Source organism: Brevibacillus sp. 7WMA2 (assembly GCF_010748895.1).
Taxonomy (GTDB): domain Bacteria; phylum Bacillota; class Bacilli; order Brevibacillales; family Brevibacillaceae; genus Brevibacillus_B; species Brevibacillus_B halotolerans.
Window position 1 is genome coordinate 2,118,139 of sequence record NZ_CP048799.1, and the last position, 22,152, is coordinate 2,140,290.

General features: G+C 41.8%; 20 protein-coding genes. All 20 read right to left on the reverse strand.

Features of this window, described 5'->3' with window-relative positions; all coding sequences use genetic code 11:
- Window positions 1-195: 195 nt before the first annotated feature.
- The 20 genes from GOP56_RS08165 to GOP56_RS08255 all read right to left on the reverse strand — a co-directional run bounded on the left by GOP56_RS08165 (window position 196) and on the right by GOP56_RS08255 (window position 22,151).
- Complete coding sequence (locus GOP56_RS08165) at window positions 196-1,062, reverse strand: 2-oxoacid:ferredoxin oxidoreductase subunit beta (RefSeq protein WP_003341270.1); 867 nt, start codon at window positions 1,060-1,062, stop codon at window positions 196-198.
- The gene (locus tag GOP56_RS08170; protein ID WP_163245358.1) at window positions 1,034-2,812 is read right to left on the reverse strand and encodes a 2-oxoacid:acceptor oxidoreductase subunit alpha; all 1,779 of its coding nucleotides are present in this window, start codon (window positions 2,810-2,812) and stop codon (window positions 1,034-1,036) included. Before GOP56_RS08170 ends, GOP56_RS08165 begins: the two co-directional genes overlap by 29 nt.
- Before the next feature lie 577 nt (window positions 2,813-3,389).
- Window positions 3,390-3,650, reverse strand: coding sequence for a stage V sporulation protein SpoVS (gene spoVS / locus GOP56_RS08175; protein ID WP_003337012.1), 261 nt, complete (start codon window positions 3,648-3,650; stop codon window positions 3,390-3,392).
- A gap of 116 nt (window positions 3,651-3,766) precedes the next feature.
- Entirely contained in the window at window positions 3,767-4,561 is a 795-nt protein-coding gene (locus tag GOP56_RS08180; protein WP_003341275.1) for a TIGR00282 family metallophosphoesterase, read from the reverse strand.
- Between the two features lie 144 nt (window positions 4,562-4,705).
- Window positions 4,706-6,256, reverse strand: a complete 1,551-nt coding sequence (gene rny / locus GOP56_RS08185) for a ribonuclease Y (RefSeq protein ID WP_003337009.1) — start codon at window positions 6,254-6,256, stop codon at window positions 4,706-4,708.
- Between the two features lie 360 nt (window positions 6,257-6,616).
- Window positions 6,617-7,276 carry a RecX family transcriptional regulator gene (locus GOP56_RS08190; RefSeq protein ID WP_163245359.1) on the reverse strand — a complete coding sequence of 220 codons (660 nt, stop codon included), beginning with the start codon at window positions 7,274-7,276 and terminating at the stop codon, window positions 6,617-6,619.
- An 81-nt stretch (window positions 7,277-7,357) separates the two neighbouring features.
- Window positions 7,358-8,416, reverse strand: a complete 1,059-nt coding sequence (gene recA / locus GOP56_RS08195; protein WP_003337007.1) for a recombinase RecA — start codon at window positions 8,414-8,416, stop codon at window positions 7,358-7,360.
- 174 nt (window positions 8,417-8,590) lie between these two features.
- Window positions 8,591-10,180: a DEAD/DEAH box helicase gene (locus GOP56_RS08200; RefSeq protein ID WP_121474644.1), complete on the reverse strand. Its 1,590-nt coding sequence runs from the start codon at window positions 10,178-10,180 to the stop codon at window positions 8,591-8,593.
- A 16-nt stretch (window positions 10,181-10,196) separates the two neighbouring features.
- Window positions 10,197-11,441, reverse strand: a complete 1,245-nt coding sequence (locus tag GOP56_RS08205; protein ID WP_003341282.1) for a competence/damage-inducible protein A — start codon at window positions 11,439-11,441, stop codon at window positions 10,197-10,199.
- Between the two features lie 19 nt (window positions 11,442-11,460).
- The gene (gene pgsA, locus GOP56_RS08210; protein WP_003337004.1) at window positions 11,461-12,036 is read right to left on the reverse strand and encodes a CDP-diacylglycerol--glycerol-3-phosphate 3-phosphatidyltransferase; all 576 of its coding nucleotides are present in this window, start codon (window positions 12,034-12,036) and stop codon (window positions 11,461-11,463) included.
- Complete coding sequence (rimO, locus tag GOP56_RS08215; RefSeq protein ID WP_003337003.1) at window positions 12,037-13,380, reverse strand: 30S ribosomal protein S12 methylthiotransferase RimO; 1,344 nt, start codon at window positions 13,378-13,380, stop codon at window positions 12,037-12,039.
- 243 nt (window positions 13,381-13,623) lie between these two features.
- A complete protein-coding gene (locus tag GOP56_RS08220; RefSeq protein ID WP_003337002.1) occupies window positions 13,624-14,550 on the reverse strand; it encodes a helix-turn-helix domain-containing protein in 927 nt (308 codons plus the stop codon).
- A gap of 12 nt (window positions 14,551-14,562) precedes the next feature.
- Entirely contained in the window at window positions 14,563-15,354 is a 792-nt protein-coding gene (locus GOP56_RS08225) for a DUF3388 domain-containing protein (RefSeq protein WP_018670903.1), read from the reverse strand.
- Window positions 15,355-15,686: 332 nt separating this feature from the next.
- Window positions 15,687-15,944, reverse strand: coding sequence for a DUF3243 domain-containing protein (locus GOP56_RS08230; protein ID WP_003337000.1), 258 nt, complete (start codon window positions 15,942-15,944; stop codon window positions 15,687-15,689).
- A gap of 128 nt (window positions 15,945-16,072) precedes the next feature.
- Window positions 16,073-16,807: an elongation factor P 5-aminopentanone reductase gene (gene ymfI, locus GOP56_RS08235; RefSeq protein WP_163245360.1), complete on the reverse strand. Its 735-nt coding sequence runs from the start codon at window positions 16,805-16,807 to the stop codon at window positions 16,073-16,075.
- Between the two features lie 24 nt (window positions 16,808-16,831).
- On the reverse strand, window positions 16,832-18,115 hold the full coding sequence (gene yfmH, locus GOP56_RS08240) for an EF-P 5-aminopentanol modification-associated protein YfmH (protein WP_163245361.1): 1,284 nt from the start codon (window positions 18,113-18,115) through the stop codon (window positions 16,832-16,834).
- Window position 18,116: 1 nt separating this feature from the next.
- Window positions 18,117-19,412: an EF-P 5-aminopentanol modification-associated protein YfmF gene (yfmF, locus tag GOP56_RS08245; protein WP_163245362.1), complete on the reverse strand. Its 1,296-nt coding sequence runs from the start codon at window positions 19,410-19,412 to the stop codon at window positions 18,117-18,119.
- Window positions 19,413-19,593: 181 nt separating this feature from the next.
- Window positions 19,594-19,749, reverse strand: a complete 156-nt coding sequence (locus GOP56_RS23345) for a hypothetical protein (protein WP_003336995.1) — start codon at window positions 19,747-19,749, stop codon at window positions 19,594-19,596.
- Between the two features lie 85 nt (window positions 19,750-19,834).
- Window positions 19,835-20,998, reverse strand: a complete 1,164-nt coding sequence (locus GOP56_RS08250) for a stalk domain-containing protein (protein WP_163245363.1) — start codon at window positions 20,996-20,998, stop codon at window positions 19,835-19,837.
- A 199-nt stretch (window positions 20,999-21,197) separates the two neighbouring features.
- Entirely contained in the window at window positions 21,198-22,151 is a 954-nt protein-coding gene (locus tag GOP56_RS08255) for an ABC transporter permease (protein ID WP_003336993.1), read from the reverse strand.
- Window position 22,152 lies beyond the last annotated feature (1 nt).

Here is a 22,152-nt window from a genome sequence, read left to right on the forward strand (position 1 = left end):
CAGGCGCATAAGCTGATTCTGTATGTTACTAGAATCAGCTTGCTAGTATGGTATGATCATGTCAAAATTCCCCGCCCATCCTCAAAAAAAACATCCCCTCATAAACACTATTGTAGCAAAAGAAATCCGTTTTGCTGCCAAGTGTAGATGAAGGGATGTTTTTATGAGGTAAGCATCGTTATACTTGCATTTGCCTTACGCAAATTCCGCTTGTAATTGATTAAAGAGCTCTTCACCAAGATGCAAATCCTTTTTCACAAGGGCTTCTTGATCAAATCCTTTAACCAAGTCCTCGTAGCGCTGTTGCTCTGTATTTTGATAGATAATACCTGTTAGCAGGCCATTGTTCGCCATCGAATGGGACATTGCCATAATTTTATTGTGCTTGTCATAGCCTTCAATGCTATCAACTGGAACAATATTTTGCTTGAACCAGTCATATGTGTTTACTTTATTAAAGGTTACACAGGGGCTGAATACGTTAATTAACGAGAAGCCCTTATGTTGTATTCCCTTTTCAATAACATCTGTCAAACCTTTTAAATCACTGGATACGGACTGAGCCACAAAAGTAGCTCCCGCTGACAGAGCTAATTCGATAGGAGAAATAGCTTGTTCAATCGCGCCAGCAGGGGTAGATTTCGTCACAAAACCTGCCGCAGAGCGTGGCGATGTTTGACCTTTAGTAAGTCCATAAATCTGGTTATCCATCACAATATACGTAATATCCATATTGCGACGAATCGCATGTACAGTATGCCCCATACCAATAGCGAAACCATCTCCGTCTCCACCAGAAGCAATGACAGTTAATTCACGGTTTGCCATTTTTAGACCTTGGGCAATTGGTAAAGCTCGGCCATGCACACCGTGGAAGCCGTAGCAATTAATATAGCCTGAAATACGTCCTGAACAACCAATACCAGACACGACGGCCAAGTTTTCTGGTTCTAATCCCACGTTTGCTGCTGCCCGCTGAATCGCAGCTTGTACGGAGAAGTCACCACACCCTGGACACCAGTTTGGCTTGGTACTATTGCGAAACTCTTTGAACGTCGCCATCTTTTATCAGCCCCTTGACTTGTGTATAAATTTCGTTCGGCAAGAACGGATTCCCATCGTATTTTACTACGTTCTCCAGTCTGACAGCACAGCCTACATTCAATTTCACTAGGTTGGCGATTTGACCAGTCGCGTTATTTTCAACTACAATAATTTTTTTAGCTTGATCTACGTATGGCTTGATTGCTTCTACAGGGAACGGATGAAGCAATCGAATTTGAGCATGATTTACCTTTAAACCGTCCGCTTCCAAGCGTGTACGCGCTTCTTCCACTGTACCTCCAACAGAGTTGATCGAAACCAACAGTACATCAGATTCTACGCCTTCACCATTAATGCGAACCGGTGTAGGGAATTTAGAAGGAAGCACGTCTAATTTTCGTAAACGTTTATCCATTTGCGCCTTACGGTTAGTTGGGCTTTCCGATGGTTTACCTGATTGGTCATGCTCTACCCCTGTAACGTGGTGAAGACCATACTTTTGTCCTGGAATGACCCGTGGAGATACACCATCCTCTGTTACTTGATATCGCTGGAACATCGCTCCAGCTTCAGTTTCTGGAAGCTCCTGACCCGCAAGCAGCTTTCCTCGACGAATCTCAACACGTTTATAATCAAGCGGTTCAACGGTTTGCTTACCAAGTGACAATGCCAAATCCGTAATCAAAATAACAGGGACTTGATATTCTTCCGCAATATTAAAAGCCTCTACTGCATCATAGAAGCACTCTTCAACCGATGTAGGTGCCATTACTACCTTAGGAATTTCACCATGTGTACCATTGATCATGGCATTAACATCTGATTGCTCTTGTTTTGTAGGTAAACCTGTAGACGGACCGCCACGTTGTGTATCTACAATCACGACAGGCATCTCGGTCATTCCTGCTAAACCAATTGCCTCCATCATCAGAGACAGACCTGGACCGGCTGATGCTGTCAAGGTACGTACACCACCATAGCTAGCTCCAATTGCCATCGTAATAGCGGCAATCTCATCCTCTGTTTGTATAACTGTACCGCCAAATTTCGGTAGTTTTTTAATAAGATATTCCATGATCTCAGACGCTGGTGTGATTGGGTATGCAGGCATAAAGCGGACTCCAGCCGTCAAACAGCCTAGAGCTATCGCATCATTGCCGATCATGAAAAGACGTTTATTTCCATCTGCCGGTTCTAGTTGGAACTCTGGAAGTTGTCCACCTGTTAATTCATTTACAAATTGTGCTCCACGAGTAATCGCTTGCATGTTTAATTCGACTACTTTTTCACCTTTACGCAAGAACATGTCCTCTACAATGTTTCGGTATCCCTCAACTGGAATACCCAAAATTGCGCTGGTTGCCCCAATGGATACCATGTTCTTCATTAAGGAAGTACCCAATTCATCAGCAATTTGAGTTAGTGGAACAGCTAATAGGCGGACAGACTGTATCCCTTCTGGCAACACTGGGTTGAATTTAGCATCTGCTATGATGACTCCGCCTTCACGTAGCTCTGGAGCATTTACATCAATCGTTTCCTGATCAAACGCTACCAACATATCTAGGACATCCGAAATGGCCTGAACAGGCTTCGTGCTTACACGAATCTTGTTATTGGTGTGTCCTCCTTTAATACGCGAGGAGAAATGACGGTAACCATACAGATAATAACCCATGCGGTTCATGGCAATAGAGAAGATTTCACCTGTACTTTCAATACCTTCCCCTTGTTGTCCTCCAACTTTCCAAGAAAGTTGACTAATCATGAAATTCCACCCCTTCAGCGACTGTGAGAAAATCTACAATCATCATTCAATCCGAACTGCACACATCTGTTCAATCAGTATTTGTCTATGTAATATAGTAGACAAATTGTGAAGAATTTGTGTATAAACAAAACCAATTTTAGACCTAGCTTATTCAAATTGCAAGTGCTTTTACTAAAGATGGTTGCATTGTGTTAATAAATGTACTCGGTATATTAATGATCTTCTGAAGTAATTGTAACATGTTCCCATAAAGTCGCAACTATTTTTACTAAAAATTTAGAAGGTTTTGTCCTTCTGTTGAAGTTGATTCATTAGCTATTCTTTATATCTTCGTTGATTTTCGTGCTGAAAGCAAGTCATGTTTATTTATTTGTTTTTTTGACTGCTTGTACATCTTTTTTACGATGTATTTTTGAAATAATTATATGTAAAAACGATAAGAAAGCCAAGCCAATCGACTGAGAGGCTTGGCATCTAACTCTCTATGCTTTAACAGGCTTGTCTGCTATTCGGCAAATAAAAAACCTGTTTATTCCAAGAGGACAAACAGGTGAATAGGTAGTTTAGTTCTCTATCATCTGGGTTCTACAATTAATTTTATGGCTGTACGTTCTTCTCCATCAATTATTATGTCTGTAAAGGCTGGGATACAAATCAAATCGACACCACTAGGCGCTACGAACCCACGTGCGATAGCTACTGCCTTAACAGCTTGATTGAGCGCCCCCGCTCCAATGGCTTGAATCTCGGCGGCCCCACGCTCACGGAGTACGCCTGCAAGAGCACCAGCAACAGAGTTGGGGTTAGACTTTGCTGAAACTTTTAATACGTCCATCCTTTGTACCTCCCGTCAGATAGAAATAACTCTTATCTCTAGAATGATATTCGCATAACCCCTAAAAATTCCTGCCTTTTACGATTAATATTCGCAAAATTCGAATCTACCTTGTATTATTCCATAAAAGGACAAGCTGCGTCAATTCGAATTCGATCTATCTTTTTCGTTTTTCCTGTGGAATTATCGAGGGTAAAGAGAACACCGTTTAATTGTGTTGGCCCTTCTGCCACTTCAAATCTGACAGGTAATTGTGTTAAGAATTTCTTTATCACTGCGCTCCGCTCCATACCCAGAATCCCATCTGTTGGACCGCACATTCCTGCATCGGTAATATAGCCGGTCCCATTAGGTAAGATTCGTTCGTCTCCTGTTTGTACATGTGTATGTGTTCCAACCATGGCACTAATTTTCCCATCCAGATACCAGCCTAGTGCCTGTTTTTCTGAAGTAGCCTCAGCATGCACATCCACAAAAATAAATTTGGTGCGCTTTCTTGCTTCTTCTACTAGCCGCTCTGCCGTTTCAAATGGACACATTAATGGTGGTAAAAAGGTTCTTCCCTGCACGTTAATGATGGCTACCTCTCCCACATGTGTTTGGACATAGGTAAGACCTTTACCTGGGGTCCCCTCCGGAAAGTTCGCTGGGCGAACAATACGTGAATCGTCGTCTATAAAATCAAAAACTTCTCGATTATCCCATGTATGATTCCCCATCGTGATCGCCTGAACACCCACCTGAAAAAGCTCATTAGCAATTTTTCGTGTAATTCCACGGCCATGTGCTGAATTTTCACCATTAACTACAATCAGATCAGGTGCATATTTTCGTTTCAAACGTGGTACATAATCTTTTACAATTTCTCTTCCGGGAGACCCTACAATATCTCCAATGAACAATAATTTCATTCTAATCACCTCTACTATTGATTCTAAAAATGGGCGATGACCAATCCGCTACCCCCAGCAGGACTTGGTTGTACGTATAGAGATGAGAATGTAGATACATTTCTATCCGTCAAAAAAATAAAGTGGCGTCTCGCCACTTTATTTTTACTTCGCGTATTCAACAGCGCGGGTTTCCCGAATCACCGTTACACGTATATGTCCTGGATAATCCAGCTCATTTTCAATACGTTTCGTAATTTCTCGTGCTAGCCTCATTGACTCAGCATCATCAATTTTTTCTGGCTGTACCATCACGCGTACTTCTCGACCTGCTTGGATTGCATATGATTTTTCTACGCCATCGAAGGACTCAGAGATTTCCTCAAGTTTCTCCAAGCGTTTAATATATGTTTCCAAGGTTTCACGGCGTGCGCCTGGACGCGCAGCAGAAAGGGCGTCAGCTGCAGCTACTAACATCGCAATGACAGAAGTAGGTTCTGTATCACCATGGTGAGAAGCAATACTGTTGATAACAACAGGGTGCTCATTGTATTTCTTCGCTAGTTCCACACCAATCTCTACGTGAGAGCCTTCTACCTCATGATCAATTGCTTTACCGATATCATGCAGCAAACCTGATCTTTTTGCCAGTTTCACGTCTTCTTTTAATTCCGCAGCCATTAGGCCAGCAAGATGAGCTACTTCCATTGAATGTTTCAAGACATTTTGTCCGTAACTTGTACGGTAACGCAAACGTCCTAAAATCTTTATTAAATCAGGATGTAATCCGTGTACATCTGTCTCAAATGTTGCTTGTTCCCCGTACTCACGAATACGTTCATCTACTTCACGTCTTGATTTCTCAACCATTTCCTCAATACGAGCTGGGTGAATACGTCCGTCTGCCACCAGCTTATCGAGAGCCGTTTTAGCAATTTCACGTCGAATCGGGTCAAAGCCTGAAAGAATAACTGCCTCAGGAGTATCATCAATAATAAGATCAATACCAGTTAGTGTCTCTAGTGCTCGAATGTTACGACCTTCTCGACCGATAATTCGACCTTTCATTTCATCATTGGGAAGAGTAACAACTGAAACGGTCGTCTCTGCCACATGATCAGCCGCGCAGCGTTGAATTGCTGTTGTGATAATCTCACGAGCTTTTTTATCAGCGTCCTCTTTTGCTTGCGTTTCAATATCCTTGATCATAATTGCCATGTCATGGCGCACTTCGTTTTCTACGTTTGTTAGAATAATTGTTTTTGCTTCATCTTGAGTTAGTCCTGAAATGCGTTCGAGTTCAGCAACTTGATCTTTATATAATTGCTCAACCTTGGCTTGCAACTCAGTAATTGATTTTTCACGGTCGCTTTGTTCTACTTCTTTACGTTCCAATTGGTCCAGCTTTCGGTCAAGAGACTCCTCTTTCTGAAGGATACGTCTCTCTTGACGCTGAATTTCGTTACGACGCTCTTTGATTTCGTGATCAGCATCTGTACGCAGCTTAAACACTTCGTCTTTGGCTTCTAAGACTTTTTCCTTTTTCACTGCCTCCGCATCGCGTTTCGCTTCTTCGACGATTTGCTTCGCCGCTTCTTCTGCGCTTGAAATTTTGGCTTCTGCAATGGATTTACGTAAGAAGTATCCGACCCCAAAACCAATTGCTAGTGCTACCAACAATAGCAAAACTAACAATAGTGGGTTAGATAGATCCATACGTGTTCTCTTACACCTCCTTTGTCTATGACTTTTACATTTCTCATACAAATCATTTTTTTCTTGGTGATTCCTATCATCTTCGTATCTCGTACACAAAATGAAAAACAAGTAAGACCGAAGAAGGAAACATTTGGCATCCATAGCCTAAAAAACAAGACCGATGCGACTCGGTCGACTGCAATCATGATAGACATAGGCCTCATGGATGTTCAGTTATGGATTGCTAATCGCAAAAAGTTATCAAACACCAAGTAATACAAACCTATTTTATTATTTGCGAACAAGCCTTGTCAAGGAGTAGACCTTGTGGGGAGTAGGATTGCTTCGCTAGGGAAGGATTTAGAGGATACGCCCTCCCTACTCGTCATCTTCCTCCATCCAGTTTTTTGTTCTCCATTCATTTCTTAGCTGTTGAACAATGGAATGGGAAAATCCTTTCCGTAATAAAAATTGTAAGAGCTTATGCTCTGTTTTTTGATCAATGGGAACTGTTATTCTTGCTAGTTTTCCTCGTAACAAACCACGCGCTGCATCTAGCTCCTGTTCATATTCTATTCTTCCCAATACTTTCTCTATCAAACTTGAGGCAATTCCCTTCTGCTTTAATTCCATCTTGAGCATATAGGCTCCCCTAGGCTTCAAACGCAATCTCTCTTCTACCCATTTTTTAGCAAATAGCTCATCGTTTATATATCCTTCTCGCATACACTTCTCTACTATTCGCTCCGCTAGTTCTAGTGAAAACTCTTTCCCTATTAAATATCTTTCTACTTCTCTAGAACTCCGTGGACGATAGCTAAGATAATTAATAGCAGCCAAATAGGCTTTATTCTCATGATCCGCTCGTAAAACCTCTGCGAAAAAATTACTATCTATCTCTGTACCCTTCATCAAATGGTACTTAATAAAGACTTCCTCATGCACTTCAAATGCAAATTCATTGTCCAGATCAATTAAATACACTTGTTTTCTTTTAGAATCCCTATGAACGGACGTGATTACCCCTGAGGTTTTCATGTTTCCTCCCATTCTAATCGAGACTGCTTTGTCTTCACATAAAAAGCCTGCCGCACAGAATACGACAGGCTTACATCTCTTCTACTCTAAATCAAAAGTTGGCTCTTCATCCTGCTCTGGATCGAGAACCGCTTCTCCCTCTGGGATGGAATTAGGATTCAAGCTGTAATATTCTCGAATTTTTTGGTCAATCTGAGCTGCAATAGCTGGATTCTCTTTCAAGAACTGTTTTGCATTTTCACGACCTTGACCTAAACGTTCCTCATTAAATGCATACCAGGCGCCGCTTTTAGCAACAATGTCCAGCTCAGCTCCAATATCCAGAATACTTCCTTCTTTAGAAATACCTTCTCCATACATAATATCGACTTCGGCTACTTTGAACGGAGGAGCTACTTTATTTTTTACAACTTTAATTTTAGTCTTTGTACCTACTATATCATTGCCTTGTTTAATTCCCTCTGCTTTACGCACATCAAGACGTACACTAGCATAGAATTTCAAAGCACGTCCACCAGGAGTAGTTTCTGGGTTTCCAAACATAACGCCCACTTTTTCACGCAACTGGTTAATAAAGATCGCAATCGTTTTGGATTTATTGATAGCTCCAGAAAGCTTACGTAAAGCTTGAGACATCAAACGAGCTTGTAGACCAACGTGAGAGTCACCCATTTCTCCTTCAATCTCAGCTTTTGGTACCAAAGCCGCTACGGAGTCTACTACAATAATATCTACAGCGCCAGAGCGTACGAGAGCTTCTGCAATTTCTAAAGCTTGTTCTCCTGTGTCTGGTTGGGATAAAAGTAATTCTTCTATGTTAACACCCAATTTAGCAGCATAAACAGGGTCTAGAGCATGCTCTGCATCAATAAAGGCTGCTTGTCCACCTTGCTTCTGTACTTCTGCAATGGCATGAAGTGCAACTGTTGTTTTACCAGAGGATTCTGGCCCGTAAATCTCAATAATACGGCCACGTGGGAAACCGCCGACACCAAGTGCGATATCAAGAGCTAAGGCTCCTGTTGAAACAGTAGAAACCTGTGAATGTGCCATTTCTCCCATCTTCATGATGGAGCCTTTCCCGAACTGTTTTTCTATTTGTCTTAAAGCACTCTCAAGCGCAGCGCGACGATCTGACAATAGTGACACTCCCTTTCTCGTTCCACTCAACTTTTTCTTATGTATGTATCATACATCGAGATAGAGGGGTTTGCCAAGTATTTTTTACGAACAAATATTCGTATAGGAATTATATAGAAAAAAGAAGGCATTTTCACTTAACCTCCATGTGAAAAAACCTTCTGTACAGCCTAATTATGATTTACGTGTCCGCGGTTTAGCAGGCTCTAGATTAATACGTTTACCGTTGATGCGCGTCTGTCTTAACGCCTCATAAACAAACGGAGCAACATCTTCTGGGACTTCTACAAACGTGAAGTTTTCAAAAATATCAATTCGTCCTACTGATTTGCCCGGAATGCCCACCGATTCGGAAATCTCCCGTACAAGATCCTGAGGCTTCATGTTCACATTTCGTCCTACATTTAAGAAGAAACGAACCATTCCTCTTGCTGCGCCCGTCTCACCAAAATTGTACCCTTCTTCTTCATCATTTCCACTCGGATCAGTATGAAACGCGAGATGTAGAGCAGCGGCTGCAACTTTAGCTGGGTCATGCTCCTGCATTAGCTCATTCACGATTTCTTGATACATACCATTCACAGACTCACTTTCAATCAGCGAACGTAGCTGTTCACGTAATTGAGTACGTTTGCGCTCCGCAATCTCCTCCAAGGTAGGCACGGTGCGAGTAATCAAGGATGCTTTCGTCTGTTTTTGAATCACCATTAACTGACGCATCTCTCGAGGAGTGACTAGTGTCATAGCTATCCCTTTACGCCCAGCACGTCCAGTTCGGCCGATCCGATGTACGTAGCTTTCTGGGTCCTGTGGAATATCGTAATTAATAACATGTGAGACGTTACCTACATCAATCCCACGAGCTGCTACATCTGTAGCAATCAAAAACTCAATCGTACCTTCCCGGAAGGCCTTCATTACTTTGTCGCGCTGTGCTTGAGATAAGTCGCCATGCAAGCCATCTGCCATATAGCCTCGTGCTTGTAAGGCCTCACTCAATTCGTCTACTCCGCGCTTCGTTCGACAGAAAATAATGCCAAGCTCTACATCCTGGCTATCGAGAATGCGGCATAGGCTCTCCCGTTTATTACGTTCGAAAACTTTATAATACACTTGTTCAATAGAAGGTGCTGTTACTTCTTCACGGCTGACAGCCACAGTCTCGGGATTTTTCATATAGCGATGAGCTAAACGCTTGATTTCAGGAGGCATGGTTGCTGAGAAAAGCAAGGTTTGACGCTCAGCTTTCATGTGGCTAAGAATGGTCTCGATATCTTCAATAAAGCCCATGTCCAGCATTTCATCTGCTTCATCGAGAACAAGCATTTTCACATTTTCCAACTGGAGTGTCTTGCGGCGCAAATGGTCCAAAACACGCCCAGGTGTACCAATCACCACATGCACACCTTGTCGAAGCGCACGAATCTGATGGCTAATTGATTGCCCACCGTAGATAGGGAGTGTGCGAATTTTTTTGTATTTGCATATTCTCACTAATTCTCCCGCCACCTGTATAGCGAGCTCGCGAGTCGGAGTCAAAACAATCGCCTGTATACGGTTGTTAGTAGGGTTTAAGACCTCAGCCAACGGGATACCAAACGCAGCCGTTTTCCCTGTACCTGTTTGAGCCTGTCCGATCAGGTCGCCACCCTCTAGTATTTTAGGAATGCAAGCCGCCTGAATTGGTGATGGTTCTTCAAAGCCCATATCATGAATAGCTTGCAACACATTTTTATGTAAAGCTAAATCTGAAAAAATCGTCATGATAGTCACCTTTCTTTTAGTCATTACAGTGAAGCTGCTGGAGCGCATAATATAGAGCATTCTTGGCAACACGCCCAATTATCGCTCTGCGCTGTCCCGCAACTTGCACCTTTTTTACCAAAGTAGGCTGCTTCTCACTGGCGATTCCGATATAGACCAGTCCCACAGGTTTTCCCTCGGAAGACTCAGGTCCTGCTACACCGGTAACAGAAACGCCATAGGTTGTGCCCATCTTTTGGCGAATATTCTCAGCTAAAAGCCGAGCCGTTGTTTCACTGACAGCCCCTTCTGTCTCTAAGACTTCAAGAGGCACATCCAGCCATTGATGCTTGATTTCATTGGAATAGCAAACAATTCCTCCTCGATATACCTGCGACGCACCGGGAACCGAGGTAAGCAGTTGTGAAACAGTGCCCCCTGTACAGCTTTCAGCAAAAGAAATCGTCTCTTGTTTTACTAGTAGCTGCTCATAAAGCACCTGATGCAACGGAGATTCCCCTACTGCATATATAAACTCACCTACACGATTGCGAATCTCCTCTTCAACAGGACGTAGCAATCTCTCTGCTTCCTCCACAGAGGTAGCGCGAGCCGTAATGCGCAACGTCACCTCAAACTCCTTGGCATAGGGGGCAATTGTCGGATTGGATTGCTCCTCAATTAAGTCTATCAGCTTTGCCTCTAACAGAGATTCTCCGATACCAAAAAAGCGAAAGACACGAGAATGAAAGATTTGATGCTCATTTCCTAAAGAAGCCAAAAACGGCATCACATAATTTTCCATCATCGGATACATTTCGCTTGGGGGACCAGGCAACAAGACATATGTAACGCCCTCTTGGGTAATCCCCATTCCTGGTGCCATTCCGTGATCATTATCAAAGACTGTCGATCCCTCAATTACAAGGGCTTGCTTACGATTATTTTCAGTCATGTCAGTACCGCGTCTCTCAAAAAAATCACGAATGTTCGCCATTGCTTTTTCATCCGTGACTAGCTTGTGACCAAGATGGTCGGCCACTACGTCTTTGGTCAAATCATCCTGCGTAGGGCCCAACCCCCCGGTAAAAATGATGAGATCGGAACGCGATTTCGCACGTTCTATCACTTGTAGCATTCGTTCATAATTATCGCCAACTGTTATGTGATAATAAACATTGATTCCTACTTCTGCTAGCTTTTGCGATAAAAACTGCGCGTTTGTATTAGCAATTTGTCCAAGTAATAACTCAGTTCCAACCGCGATTATTTCCGCTTTCATCACTCTTCATCCCAATCTTTTACGAATATTGAATGACATTGCGATTCTTAGAAAAATAGTCATACCCCGACCAAAGGGTAATCAGGACCATTGCCCAAATCGCGATTTTATCAAAAGGTATGCCGACAAATTCAAACGGGAAATTATTCATCATTAAGACAGCAATCGCTACGATTTGAACCCAGGTCTTAATTTTTCCCCACGCGCTTGCGGCAATAACCTTTCCTTCCGCCGCTGCAATCATTCGTAGACCTGTCACTGCAAATTCCCGACTAATAATCACTATAACGACCCACGCTTCGATTCGTTGCATCTCAACAAGAGAAATAAGCGAAGCCGATACCAACAATTTGTCCGCCAGTGGATCTAAAAATTTGCCCAAATTCGTAACAATCTTCCGCTTACGGGCAATGTACCCATCTAGACCATCTGTGCTGGCTGCCAAGATGAATACCAAAGCCGCTATCAGCTCATTGTACGTCATAGTTAGAGTCCCGATGGTAAACGTGCCAAATTTGTATTCTACTAGTAGAAAAAACATGACGACAGGGACCAGAAAAATTCTGGCAAGCGTGATGCGGTTGGCAAGATTCAACTAAATAACCTCCCCAGCTAGATCATAATCGTATGAGTGGGTAATTCTCACCTTTACAATCTTACCTAGTTCTCCTTGATAATTTGAAATAAAGACTTCCCCATCGATTTCTGGAGCATCGTATTGGGTACGGCCTACGTAAATGTTGTTTCTACCTTCGTATCTCTCTACTAGGACATCCAATACCTTACCCACGTATTGACCATTCTTCTCGTTAGCAATCTCACGTTGAATTTCCATCAATATATTAGCGCGTTTTTCTTTGACATCCTCATCAATCTGATCAGGCAGGCGTGTCGCAGGAGTATCGTCTTCATTCGAATACGTAAACACACCTAGACGATCAAACTTAATGTCTTTCACAAAATCACAGAGCTTCAAGAAATCCTCTTCTGTTTCCCCTGGGAACCCAACAATTAAAGAGGTTCTCAAAGCTACATCCGGTACTTCAGCGCGGATTTTAGCAACAAGCTTACGAATATCGGTTTGACGTCCCGGACGGCGCATCCGTTTCAGAATGGCGTCCTCTGAGTGTTGCAAAGGCATATCAATATACTTACAAACTTTCGGGTTTTTAGCAAATGTTTCGATTAACTCATCTGTAAAGAACCCTGGGTATGCATAGTGTAGTCGAACCCACTCAATGCCGTCTACTTCAGACAGTCTGTTCAATAGCTCAGGTAGCATTAGCTTACCGTATAAATCCATACCGTAGTTCGTTGAATCCTGGGCGATTAGCGAAATTTCCACAATGCCTTTCGTTGCCAGATATGTCGCTTCCTCTACGATAGATTCAATTGAACGACTGCGAAATTTACCGCGCATGAGTGGGATACTACAGAATGTGCAATTGTTATCACAGCCTTCTGCAATTTTGGTATATGTTGTATAAGTTCCTTCTTTTACCTTACGTTTAACCACTTGCTCGTAGTTAAACACAGGATTGCCGATCAGGCTTGTACGTTTACCAATGAGCGTGTCTTCAATCACGTTAATAATTGACATAAAATCGCCGGTTCCAACAATACCATCCACTTCAGGAATCTCATGTAATAAATCTTCTTTATAGCGTTGGGTTAAACAGCCAGCTACTACCAACGACTTTAATTTTCCGCTCTCTTTTAACTCGGCCATGTCTAAAATCTTGTTCACAGACTCTTCTTTTGCAGCATCGATGAATCCACAGGTATTCACGATAACGACAGTTGCATCATCTGGATTATCAACTAACTCATAACCCTTCTCATCGATCAGATGTGCCATCATATCTGAATCGACCAGATTCTTCTCACAACCCAAGGTTACTATGGCAACCTTTTCACGGGGTGTTGTCTTTTCGGTCATTTCTCTTCCTCCAATTGCATATTCCAGCCCAAATTCACCTAACCAGTATAATATAAGCAAAGGCGAGTAGTCAAAAAGAGTAGCACTTAAAATCAACCGTTTTCAAGCGTTCAAAGCCTGTATCCTATATGGGTTAACTCTGATTGCAGATACAATCATGTTAGCTTATAAATAAGTCCTTCTGCTAAAAAACTCCCGTCTCACTTTTGATAGTGAAACGGGAGTCCATGAGCTTATAAAAAGTTATTGTGCCGGCACTTCGTCTTTTTGCAAAGTGAAATTAAACTTAGCCGTTTGCGCTTTAATATCACTCATTGTGATTGGAACCTGGTTAACTATTATTTCAATAGCAGGCGAATAACCTACATGCAGAAAAGCAGTATCTTGTGCCTCTATTGTTTTTTCTTCACCTTTTTGAAGAGTAGATTCAAATAGTTTTTTCCCTCGATCTTTATCTCGCACCTGTACCCAACAAGCACCATGGGTTGCTTTAATCGTCACTGAGATTTTATCCGTATTACCAACCTTATAATTATAAGTCTTTCCTTGCTGGGATTCAAAAGTAAGTGTACCCGCAGCCCCAGCCCCATCCGTCTCAGGTAAATTCTCATCAGGCATCGTAACATCTGGAGGAGTTGTCGTTGCCGGCGGTGTAGCTGTTCCAGGAGTAGTCGGAACCTGTCCTTGACCCGGAGTTTGATTCGGCGTAGGAGTCCCTCCTCCACCTTGTGTGGTATCAATGATACCTTCAGCGGGCTTTTGCACAGTAGGTGGTGTACTATCCCGGTTCACTAGTGCCATATAAGCAACGCCAAGAACTAAGATGATAAATAGTGTTAATAAAGTAGGAGCTACCCAGCTACCGGTTTGAAAAGGTGATCGCCTTTGAACCACATGGCGTCTTTGTAATCGTTCCACCTCTTCTTGTGGCGGTTGGGATGGCAAGTCGGCCTGGTAATGCTCTACGATCTGATTAGGATCCAATCCTACCGCTTCCGCATAGCTTTTGATAAAAGCTCTTGCATAAAAGTGGCCGGGTAACATGTGAAAATCTCCCCGCTCAATCGCTTCTAAATATCTGGTTTGGATTTTTGTCATTTTTTGTATATCATTGAGCGAGATTCCTTTTTCTTCTCTTGCTCTCTTCAATACTTGGCCGAGCTCAGACACAATGTAGCCTCCTTACGTCATCTCGAAGTCATTAAAACTTCTCGTGTTGATTAATTCATATGTAATCTCTTCATCGGGATGATGTCTCAACTCAATAATGTAGTGGAAATCAGACAGCTTGTACTCTGTCTCTCTTGCAAAAATATCAGGGTGTTCAATGACTTTAGTAGCTGGGAAAGCCATAATCTCACGCAACAAGCTGTGATGACGTTCCGTTGAACGCATGGTTGAGACGATCCCATCAATCAAATATACATGATTAGCTGTCATTTCATCAACGGTCAAGGAACTACGAACTGTTTGTCTTAATAAAGTTGATGAAATAAACGTCCAGCGCTTATTGGAGGATACACTGGCTGCGATCATAGACTCTGTTTTACCTACCCGAGGCATTCCACGAATTCCGATTAATTGATGCCCCTCTTTTTTAAATAGCTCTCCTAGAAAATCAACCAGAATTCCTAATTCGTCACGAATAAAGCGAAACGTTTTTTTATCTTCCGCATCACGTTCGATATAACGTCCGTGACGAACAGCTAGACGGTCAAGCATGGTAGGCGGACGTAGCTTGTTAATTTCAATATTGCTTACTTTTAACAACAGGCTACGCAAGGCTTCAATCTTATCATTGTCATCTGTGGATAATAACATTCCTCGCGTATTGGTTTGAACACCATTAATTGTACGAATGTTGATGTTAAGCATCCCCAGAATAGAAGCTAAGTCTCCTAGCAAACCAGGACGATCCTTTATTAAGCGATATTCTAAATACCACTCAAAAAATTCCTTCTCCTCCGTGAGCATCATGTATCCCCTTTTTTTCTGTAAGAACAATCCTACTTGTTCTTCCCCCGTGATAGATGGCTTTTCAACAATAGTATACCATTTGCATGTAGAAGGACAAAGAAAAAATGCAGAAAACATGCCAATGATACCAATAAAAATTCTTTTACTGCACTTATCAGCGGTTCGCTCTTTTGTTTATCAATAATCATTTCTATGCGCCGTTCAACTTATTATTCTCTTATAAAAAATACGCTTATTTTAATCTGTCTGCTTTTCTTACATTCCTTCGTATAAAAAACAGCCCTTACGTCTTTTCTAACGTAAGAGCTACTTTTCCTCAAAAGAAAAATCTATTCCATTTTACCATCGCTTACAAGCTTAACCATGACACTAGCTAGGGCGCGACGTTGCTCGTCATCACCAGCATCCCATAGTTGTTTAAGTAAACGTTCTTGTTCGTTTTTCGGATCAACCTGATCAGCAAGGTATCCACCGATTTGAAATGCTACATTTTGAATGGTATCGGAGTTCATACCAGCTTGTGTAGCTTGTTGGACGCGTTCAGATAAAAAACCTTTCCAATCACTAAAGTTATCAAGTACTGACATCCCAATCCCTCCTTAAGCACTCTTCGGACGCTTTTTCATGTCCGCTCAGAATTAGAATGCGTTTCAGTCCTGATTTTTATACAAGAAGAAGGAAAAGTTACTGAGCTTTTACATCCATGTTTTCATTTCTAGGTATGCCAGCCACCATTAACCGAAATGGTTTGACCAGTAATATACCCGGCCTCCTTTTGGAATAAGAAGGAAACCGCTGCGGCTACCTCTTCTGGTCGTCCAAGTCGTCCCATTGGAATTTCTTCGGATACAGCCTCTCTTTCTTCCAAAGTAAACCGATCCATCATTCCACCTAAAATAGCACCTGGCGAGACCGCATTGACTGTAATGTGGTTACGTGCCACTTCTTTAGCCAATGCTTTTGTAAAACTAAGAATAGCACCTTTTGTCATGGAATATAAAACCTCACACGATGCACCTATCTCTCCCCATATCGAGGAGATGGTAACAATTCGCCCAAATCTAGCCTGTAGCATTGCTGGAAGTCCTTGCTGCGATACAAAAAAGCAAGAGCCTATGTTAACTCGAACCAATTGATCAAATAATTCTGGGGTCACGTCGCTCAAGAGACCTATATGATCAATCGAAGCATTATTAACGATATACAATGGCTTCACTGGCATTTGACTAAACATAGCCGCGACTGCATCAGGTTGAGATAAGTCAGCCTGTAGTGCAATCGCCGGCACATTTTTGCTTTCACAATACGCTAACAATACGTTTATTTTATCTTTCTGTGTGTTGTAATGAAGATACAGGGGGATTGATTCGTCTGCCAGCTTCCGGGCAATAGCTTGCCCAATCTCACCGGAAGCTCCCGTAACCAATGCCCATGCTTGCTTGTCTTCCATGTATTTCTCCTCTTCCCCGGTTGCCTATGCCTGTGAACGTACGATCGAGACCGCCATCTGACTTTCTTGTAGATGGTCATGCATACGCTTTTGTACATCCTCTAACGTAATTTTTTCTAAAGTAGGTACGATTTCAAACAAATCAATTCCATTAAATTTATAACTAGTAAATTGATTAGCAATAAATTCAAGGGAATTTAACGAGCGCAGGAAAAGTCCGATTCTTCTCCGTTTTTGTCGTTGGAACGATTCCTCATCAATTCCTCGCGCTTTCGCCTCCTTGATTTCCTGTGTGATAACGCTAACTAGCTTTTCGGGATCAGGTGTATCGCCGCCTAGAATCGTATAGCCGTAATCCGTCTCGTTGCTGTAATCAAAATCAAAGGATTCTGTAAGGAGTCCTTCGTCATAATATCTTTGGTAAAAACTAGAGCTGTTTCCAAACAGCAACTCTAGCATCAATTTTGTCGTTAGTTCACGTTTTAGCAGCTCTTCACCAAATAATTGGTTTTTCACTTCTTTAAATCCGATGTATATTTTAGGGATTGCCACGGAAAGATGAGCTTCCACAAGCTTTTCTCCCACTTCAGTCGGTTCGTCTGGGAAAAAGCGTTCAATGATCGGGGCTGGTGGAAAACTTTTCACTTGCTGATTACTACGAATCAATTCACCAATCTGATCTTTATCAAATCCTCCCACCACAAATAACACCATGTTGCTTGGATGGTAAAAGGTCTCATAGCATTGATACAGCATGTCTTTTGTGATCGGTGTAATGGTTTCGATTGTTCCAGCGATCTCGATTCGTACCGGATATTTTTGATACATGGCTTTCAACAAATTAACATATACTTTCCAATCCGGATTATCATCGTACATTTGAATTTCTTGACCAATAATTCCTTTTTCTTTTTCAACGCTTGCTTCAGAAAAATAAGGTTCCTGTACGAAATCCAGTAATATCTTCAAATTCTCCTCTACTTTATCCGTAGAAGAAAAAAGGTAAGCTGTCCGGTTAAAGCTGGTAAATGCATTATAAGAAGCACCGTTTCGGGAAAAATCCTGAAATACGTCACGATCTTCCTTTTCAAATAGCTTATGCTCCAAAAAATGGGCAATACCATCAGGTACATTGATGGTCTCCTGGTTATTTAATCGGAAATGGCTATCATTTGAACCATAGCGGGTTGTAAAAACGGCATAGGTCTTGCTAAAGCCTTCCTTTGGCAACAAATAGACTGATAAGCCGTTTGGCAGTTTTTCATGATAGAGTGTTTCATTTAACTGATCAAATGTTACTGTTTTCACCCTATTCCCCACCCTTCTTATCGCGTAGTAGATAAATCGTATCGAGTTCAATTTTTTTAGCTACATGGACAACATCCTGCACGTTCACTTTTTCAATCTCAGACAGCAGGGTTTGTAAATCACGGTTTCTGCCGCTTATGACTCCGTTATAGGCAAAATCGACCATCATTCTACCGCTATCAAGCAATTCTTTAAATTGATTGTACAAGGTAGCTTTCGTCATATCCATTTCTTCCTGACTAATCTCGCCATTTTCCATCATCGTCATCTGTTCCTTGATGATGGTGACCGCTTTTTCATAATTATTGACATCAATACCTGACATCATCATTACTACGCCTTTATGGCTTTCCAAACGAGACACGGCATAATAAGCCAAGCTAGCCTTTTCACGTACATTTAAAAAGAGCTTGGAATGTGGGAATCCACCTAAAATCCCGTTATACACAAGCAAAGCAGGATAATCATCGTCTTTATATACAATATTGGTACGGCATCCTATGTTTAGCTTAGCCTGATTTACATCCATGCGATCTACAATTGTTTTTTGTTCAGTAACCTGCTTAGAGACCTGCTGAATGTTTAGATGGCTTTTATGCTGGGAGGGTAGCTGAAGATGCTTCTTACATAAAGCGGTAATCTCCTCTTCCTTCACATCGCCCACTACAAAGATTTCAAGAGGGTTATTATTTATAACTTGATGATAATAATCAGTAAGTGAAGCGGCATCTAGCTTTGTAACGTTATCTATTGTGCCGAATGCAGAAATAGCATATGGTTCACCCTTAAACATCTCTTCCGTAATCCGTTGATTTGCGTATCTCATTTTATCATTAACGATGCTTTCAATTTTTTTCGTTAAGGATTTTTTCTCTGCTTCAACATATGTGCTGTCAAACTGATCGTTAACCAAATAGGGGCGAGTAAGGATATCGCCAACAAACTCTATCGCGTCTTCAACTAATGACTGGCTTTCGCTTACATATTTTTCATTTGGAACCTCCATATATAGCTGGAGGACTTGGCGCTCCCCTCTTTTGGCTACATCAACGTCAAAAATAGCCCCATACAAATAATCAAGATGCTGACGAAGCTTTTGAGGTTCAGGAAAACGAGCTGTTGCACGCTTTAACACCATGGCAAGCAAAGCGGTTTTCGATGCATTTTCCTCCGTTAATTCCTGTTCAATGTTTACGATCATCGTAATTGATTTAAACTTTTCGGTCTGTAAAATATGTAGATTCATGCCATTTACCTGAGATTTCGTAAAAGCAATCTCCTGTGCCTTTTCAGCCATATGATTCGTCTCCCTCCTTATTTACGTACCTATTCTTTATTTTACCCAAAATAGGTAGCTTTCAGCAAAATGATTACATCAAATGTATGCCACACAACTGTACTCTTATACATCGTAGTTCATTCCAACAAAAAAGACTGATGAGCGAAAAACTCAACAGCCTTTTCTGTAATGCCCTTCCTTAAAAATCACTTGTATCCCAATCGCTAAGCATCTCCACACTAGTATCGCTAGAGTCAAAACGACCACAGTCCGGATTTAAGCAGAGAATGCCATGTAATTGATTGTCCAAAAACACATGACCATTTACAAACCCACAGTATGGACATTCCCACATTTTGATACACCCCTTATGCTTTTTATCTCAAAGTAGTGTACCCATTCCCTGTCTAGGATATAAGTATGGCATATATCATATGCTTTTACTTCGTCGATTGGATTTCAATCGTTTCCAGATATTTAAGGAAAAAATAAGGATTAACAGCTTTACCTGTCTGATTGCTGTACAGGCCAAAATGCAGGTGAGGAGAAAACATACCTGAAGTTTCCATCGGCCCGTACCCTGTATCGCCTACAAAGCCTATTAACTGACCTGCTTTAACAGAACTACCCACCTTTATTTCGGGAGCAAAAGCGCTCAAATGGGCATAGTACACCCGATACTTGCCAGAGGAATGTGTAATATTAACTCTCCATCCTCCCATGCTATTCCACCCTAAGCGATTAATGACTCCATTCGTTGATGAAAAGACAGGGACTCCATGAAAAGCCATTATATCAATGCCTTCATGATTTCTACCCTGAGCATCTGCGCCCCATGTTCGTTCATCCCCATATGTATTGTAAACCTGTTCATACCATGTACCTTTTTGCAAGGGGAAGACACTTTGCTTGGGGGCTAAGGGTTGATCAATGTTCCCTAGATATTGCTGCTTAGATTGTATGTCTAATGGTTTCCATGTCTGATTATACATACTAATGACTGGAATAGTCAGCGTCATTCCCTGGTGTATCTCTTCCTTTGTTAGACGAGAAGCATTCTGTATCGCCGAAATAGGCACACCAAATTTTTGACTAATCGACCATAACGAGTCCCCGGCCTGTACCGTATAAGTTGCTGGAGAGGTTTTAGTAGCCACCATCGCTACCTTCGCTTGTTCATTATAATTTACCTGATAGCCTAATAATTCACTTATCGAACGTAAAGGGACTAAAATACGTCCTTCCTTTACTATAGGGGAAACATCTAGGCTATGCTTTTTTCCATTCCCCCAAGCTGTTTTTTGATTCACCCTATAAGTGAATTCGTTTGTTTTTGTCTTAATAACTACTTGCTTCGTTGATGCCTGATAAGTAACTTGTGCCTTAGTAGCTTCTGAAACAGCACGAATCGGTACCAGCATACGATTATTCACAATTTGTGGTTCTACATCTGTTTTTAAACCCTTTCCATCTACCATAAGGAAAACACGTGGCACAGAAGCAGCCTGTACTTGTATAGGGTTAATCCAGGAAATGGATAACAAGGTAGCACCCACCAGACTCCTTACTAACCATCGGCTCGTACTCCTTCGTAATCTGTTCATGTAAATATCCTCCTTATCCAAGTCAAACTTGTCCCATTATCCCATAGGTTACAAAAGGGTATCTATGCATAATTACTGGTAAAAAGTAGCCGAACAAGAAAAACCACCCTTCCGGACGGAAAGGTGGCCATTGATTTTTTAGCTAGATTTACCTTCAAATACATGTAGATTCTTATTAGAAATAGATAAATACCGTTTACTAACGAGAACCTGTTTCATATGGTTCACCACTTGCTTTTGGAGCACGTGATTTACCAACAAGACCAGCAAGTACCAAGATCGTCAATACGTATGGCAACATGTAGATAAATTCAACTGGAATGTATTTGGTAAGTCCAAATACTTGTACAAGTGTTTTAACAGCTTGAGCTAATCCGAAAAACAGAGCTGCTCCCATAGCACCTACTGGATGCCACTTACCAAAAATCATCGCTGCAAGTGCAATAAAACCTTGACCAGAAATCGTGTTGTGAGAGAAGTTTGATGTTGTTGTTAAAGCAACAGTTGCTCCACCCAACGCTGCCAAAGCTCCACTCAGCATAACCGCAATGTAACGAACACGAAATACATTAATACCGGCTGTATCAGCGGCACGCGGATGTTCCCCTACAGAGCGAAGTCTTAAGCCAAACTGAGTTTTAAACAGTACGAACCAAACGATTGCCACTGTGATAAATGCCAAATAACTAGTAGGATATGCTTGGAACAAAGCACGGCCCAAGAAAGGAATTTCACTTAAAAACGGGATGTCCCATTTGGAAAATACAACGCTCAATGTTTTGGTTTGACCAGCACCATCAAAAATGATTTTGGTAAGATATACTGCCAAACCTGTTGCCAAGAAGTTAAGAGCAACACCACTTACTACTTGATTGGATTTAAACGTAATCGAAGCCGCTGCATGTGGCAGGGAAAAAATAATACCACCAATACAAGCCGCGATTAAACCAATCCAAGGTGCGTACGGCGCTGGCTCCATAAAGTAAGTAACAACCGCTCCAATGAAAGCTCCCATTACCATGAGGCCTTCCAGCGCAATGTTAACTACCCCAGAACGTTCAGAAATAACACCGCCAAGTGCCGCGAAAATGAGGGCTGTGGAAAATACGATCGTGTCATGTAAGAGATCGCCACCAATGGTTAGCCATTGCATC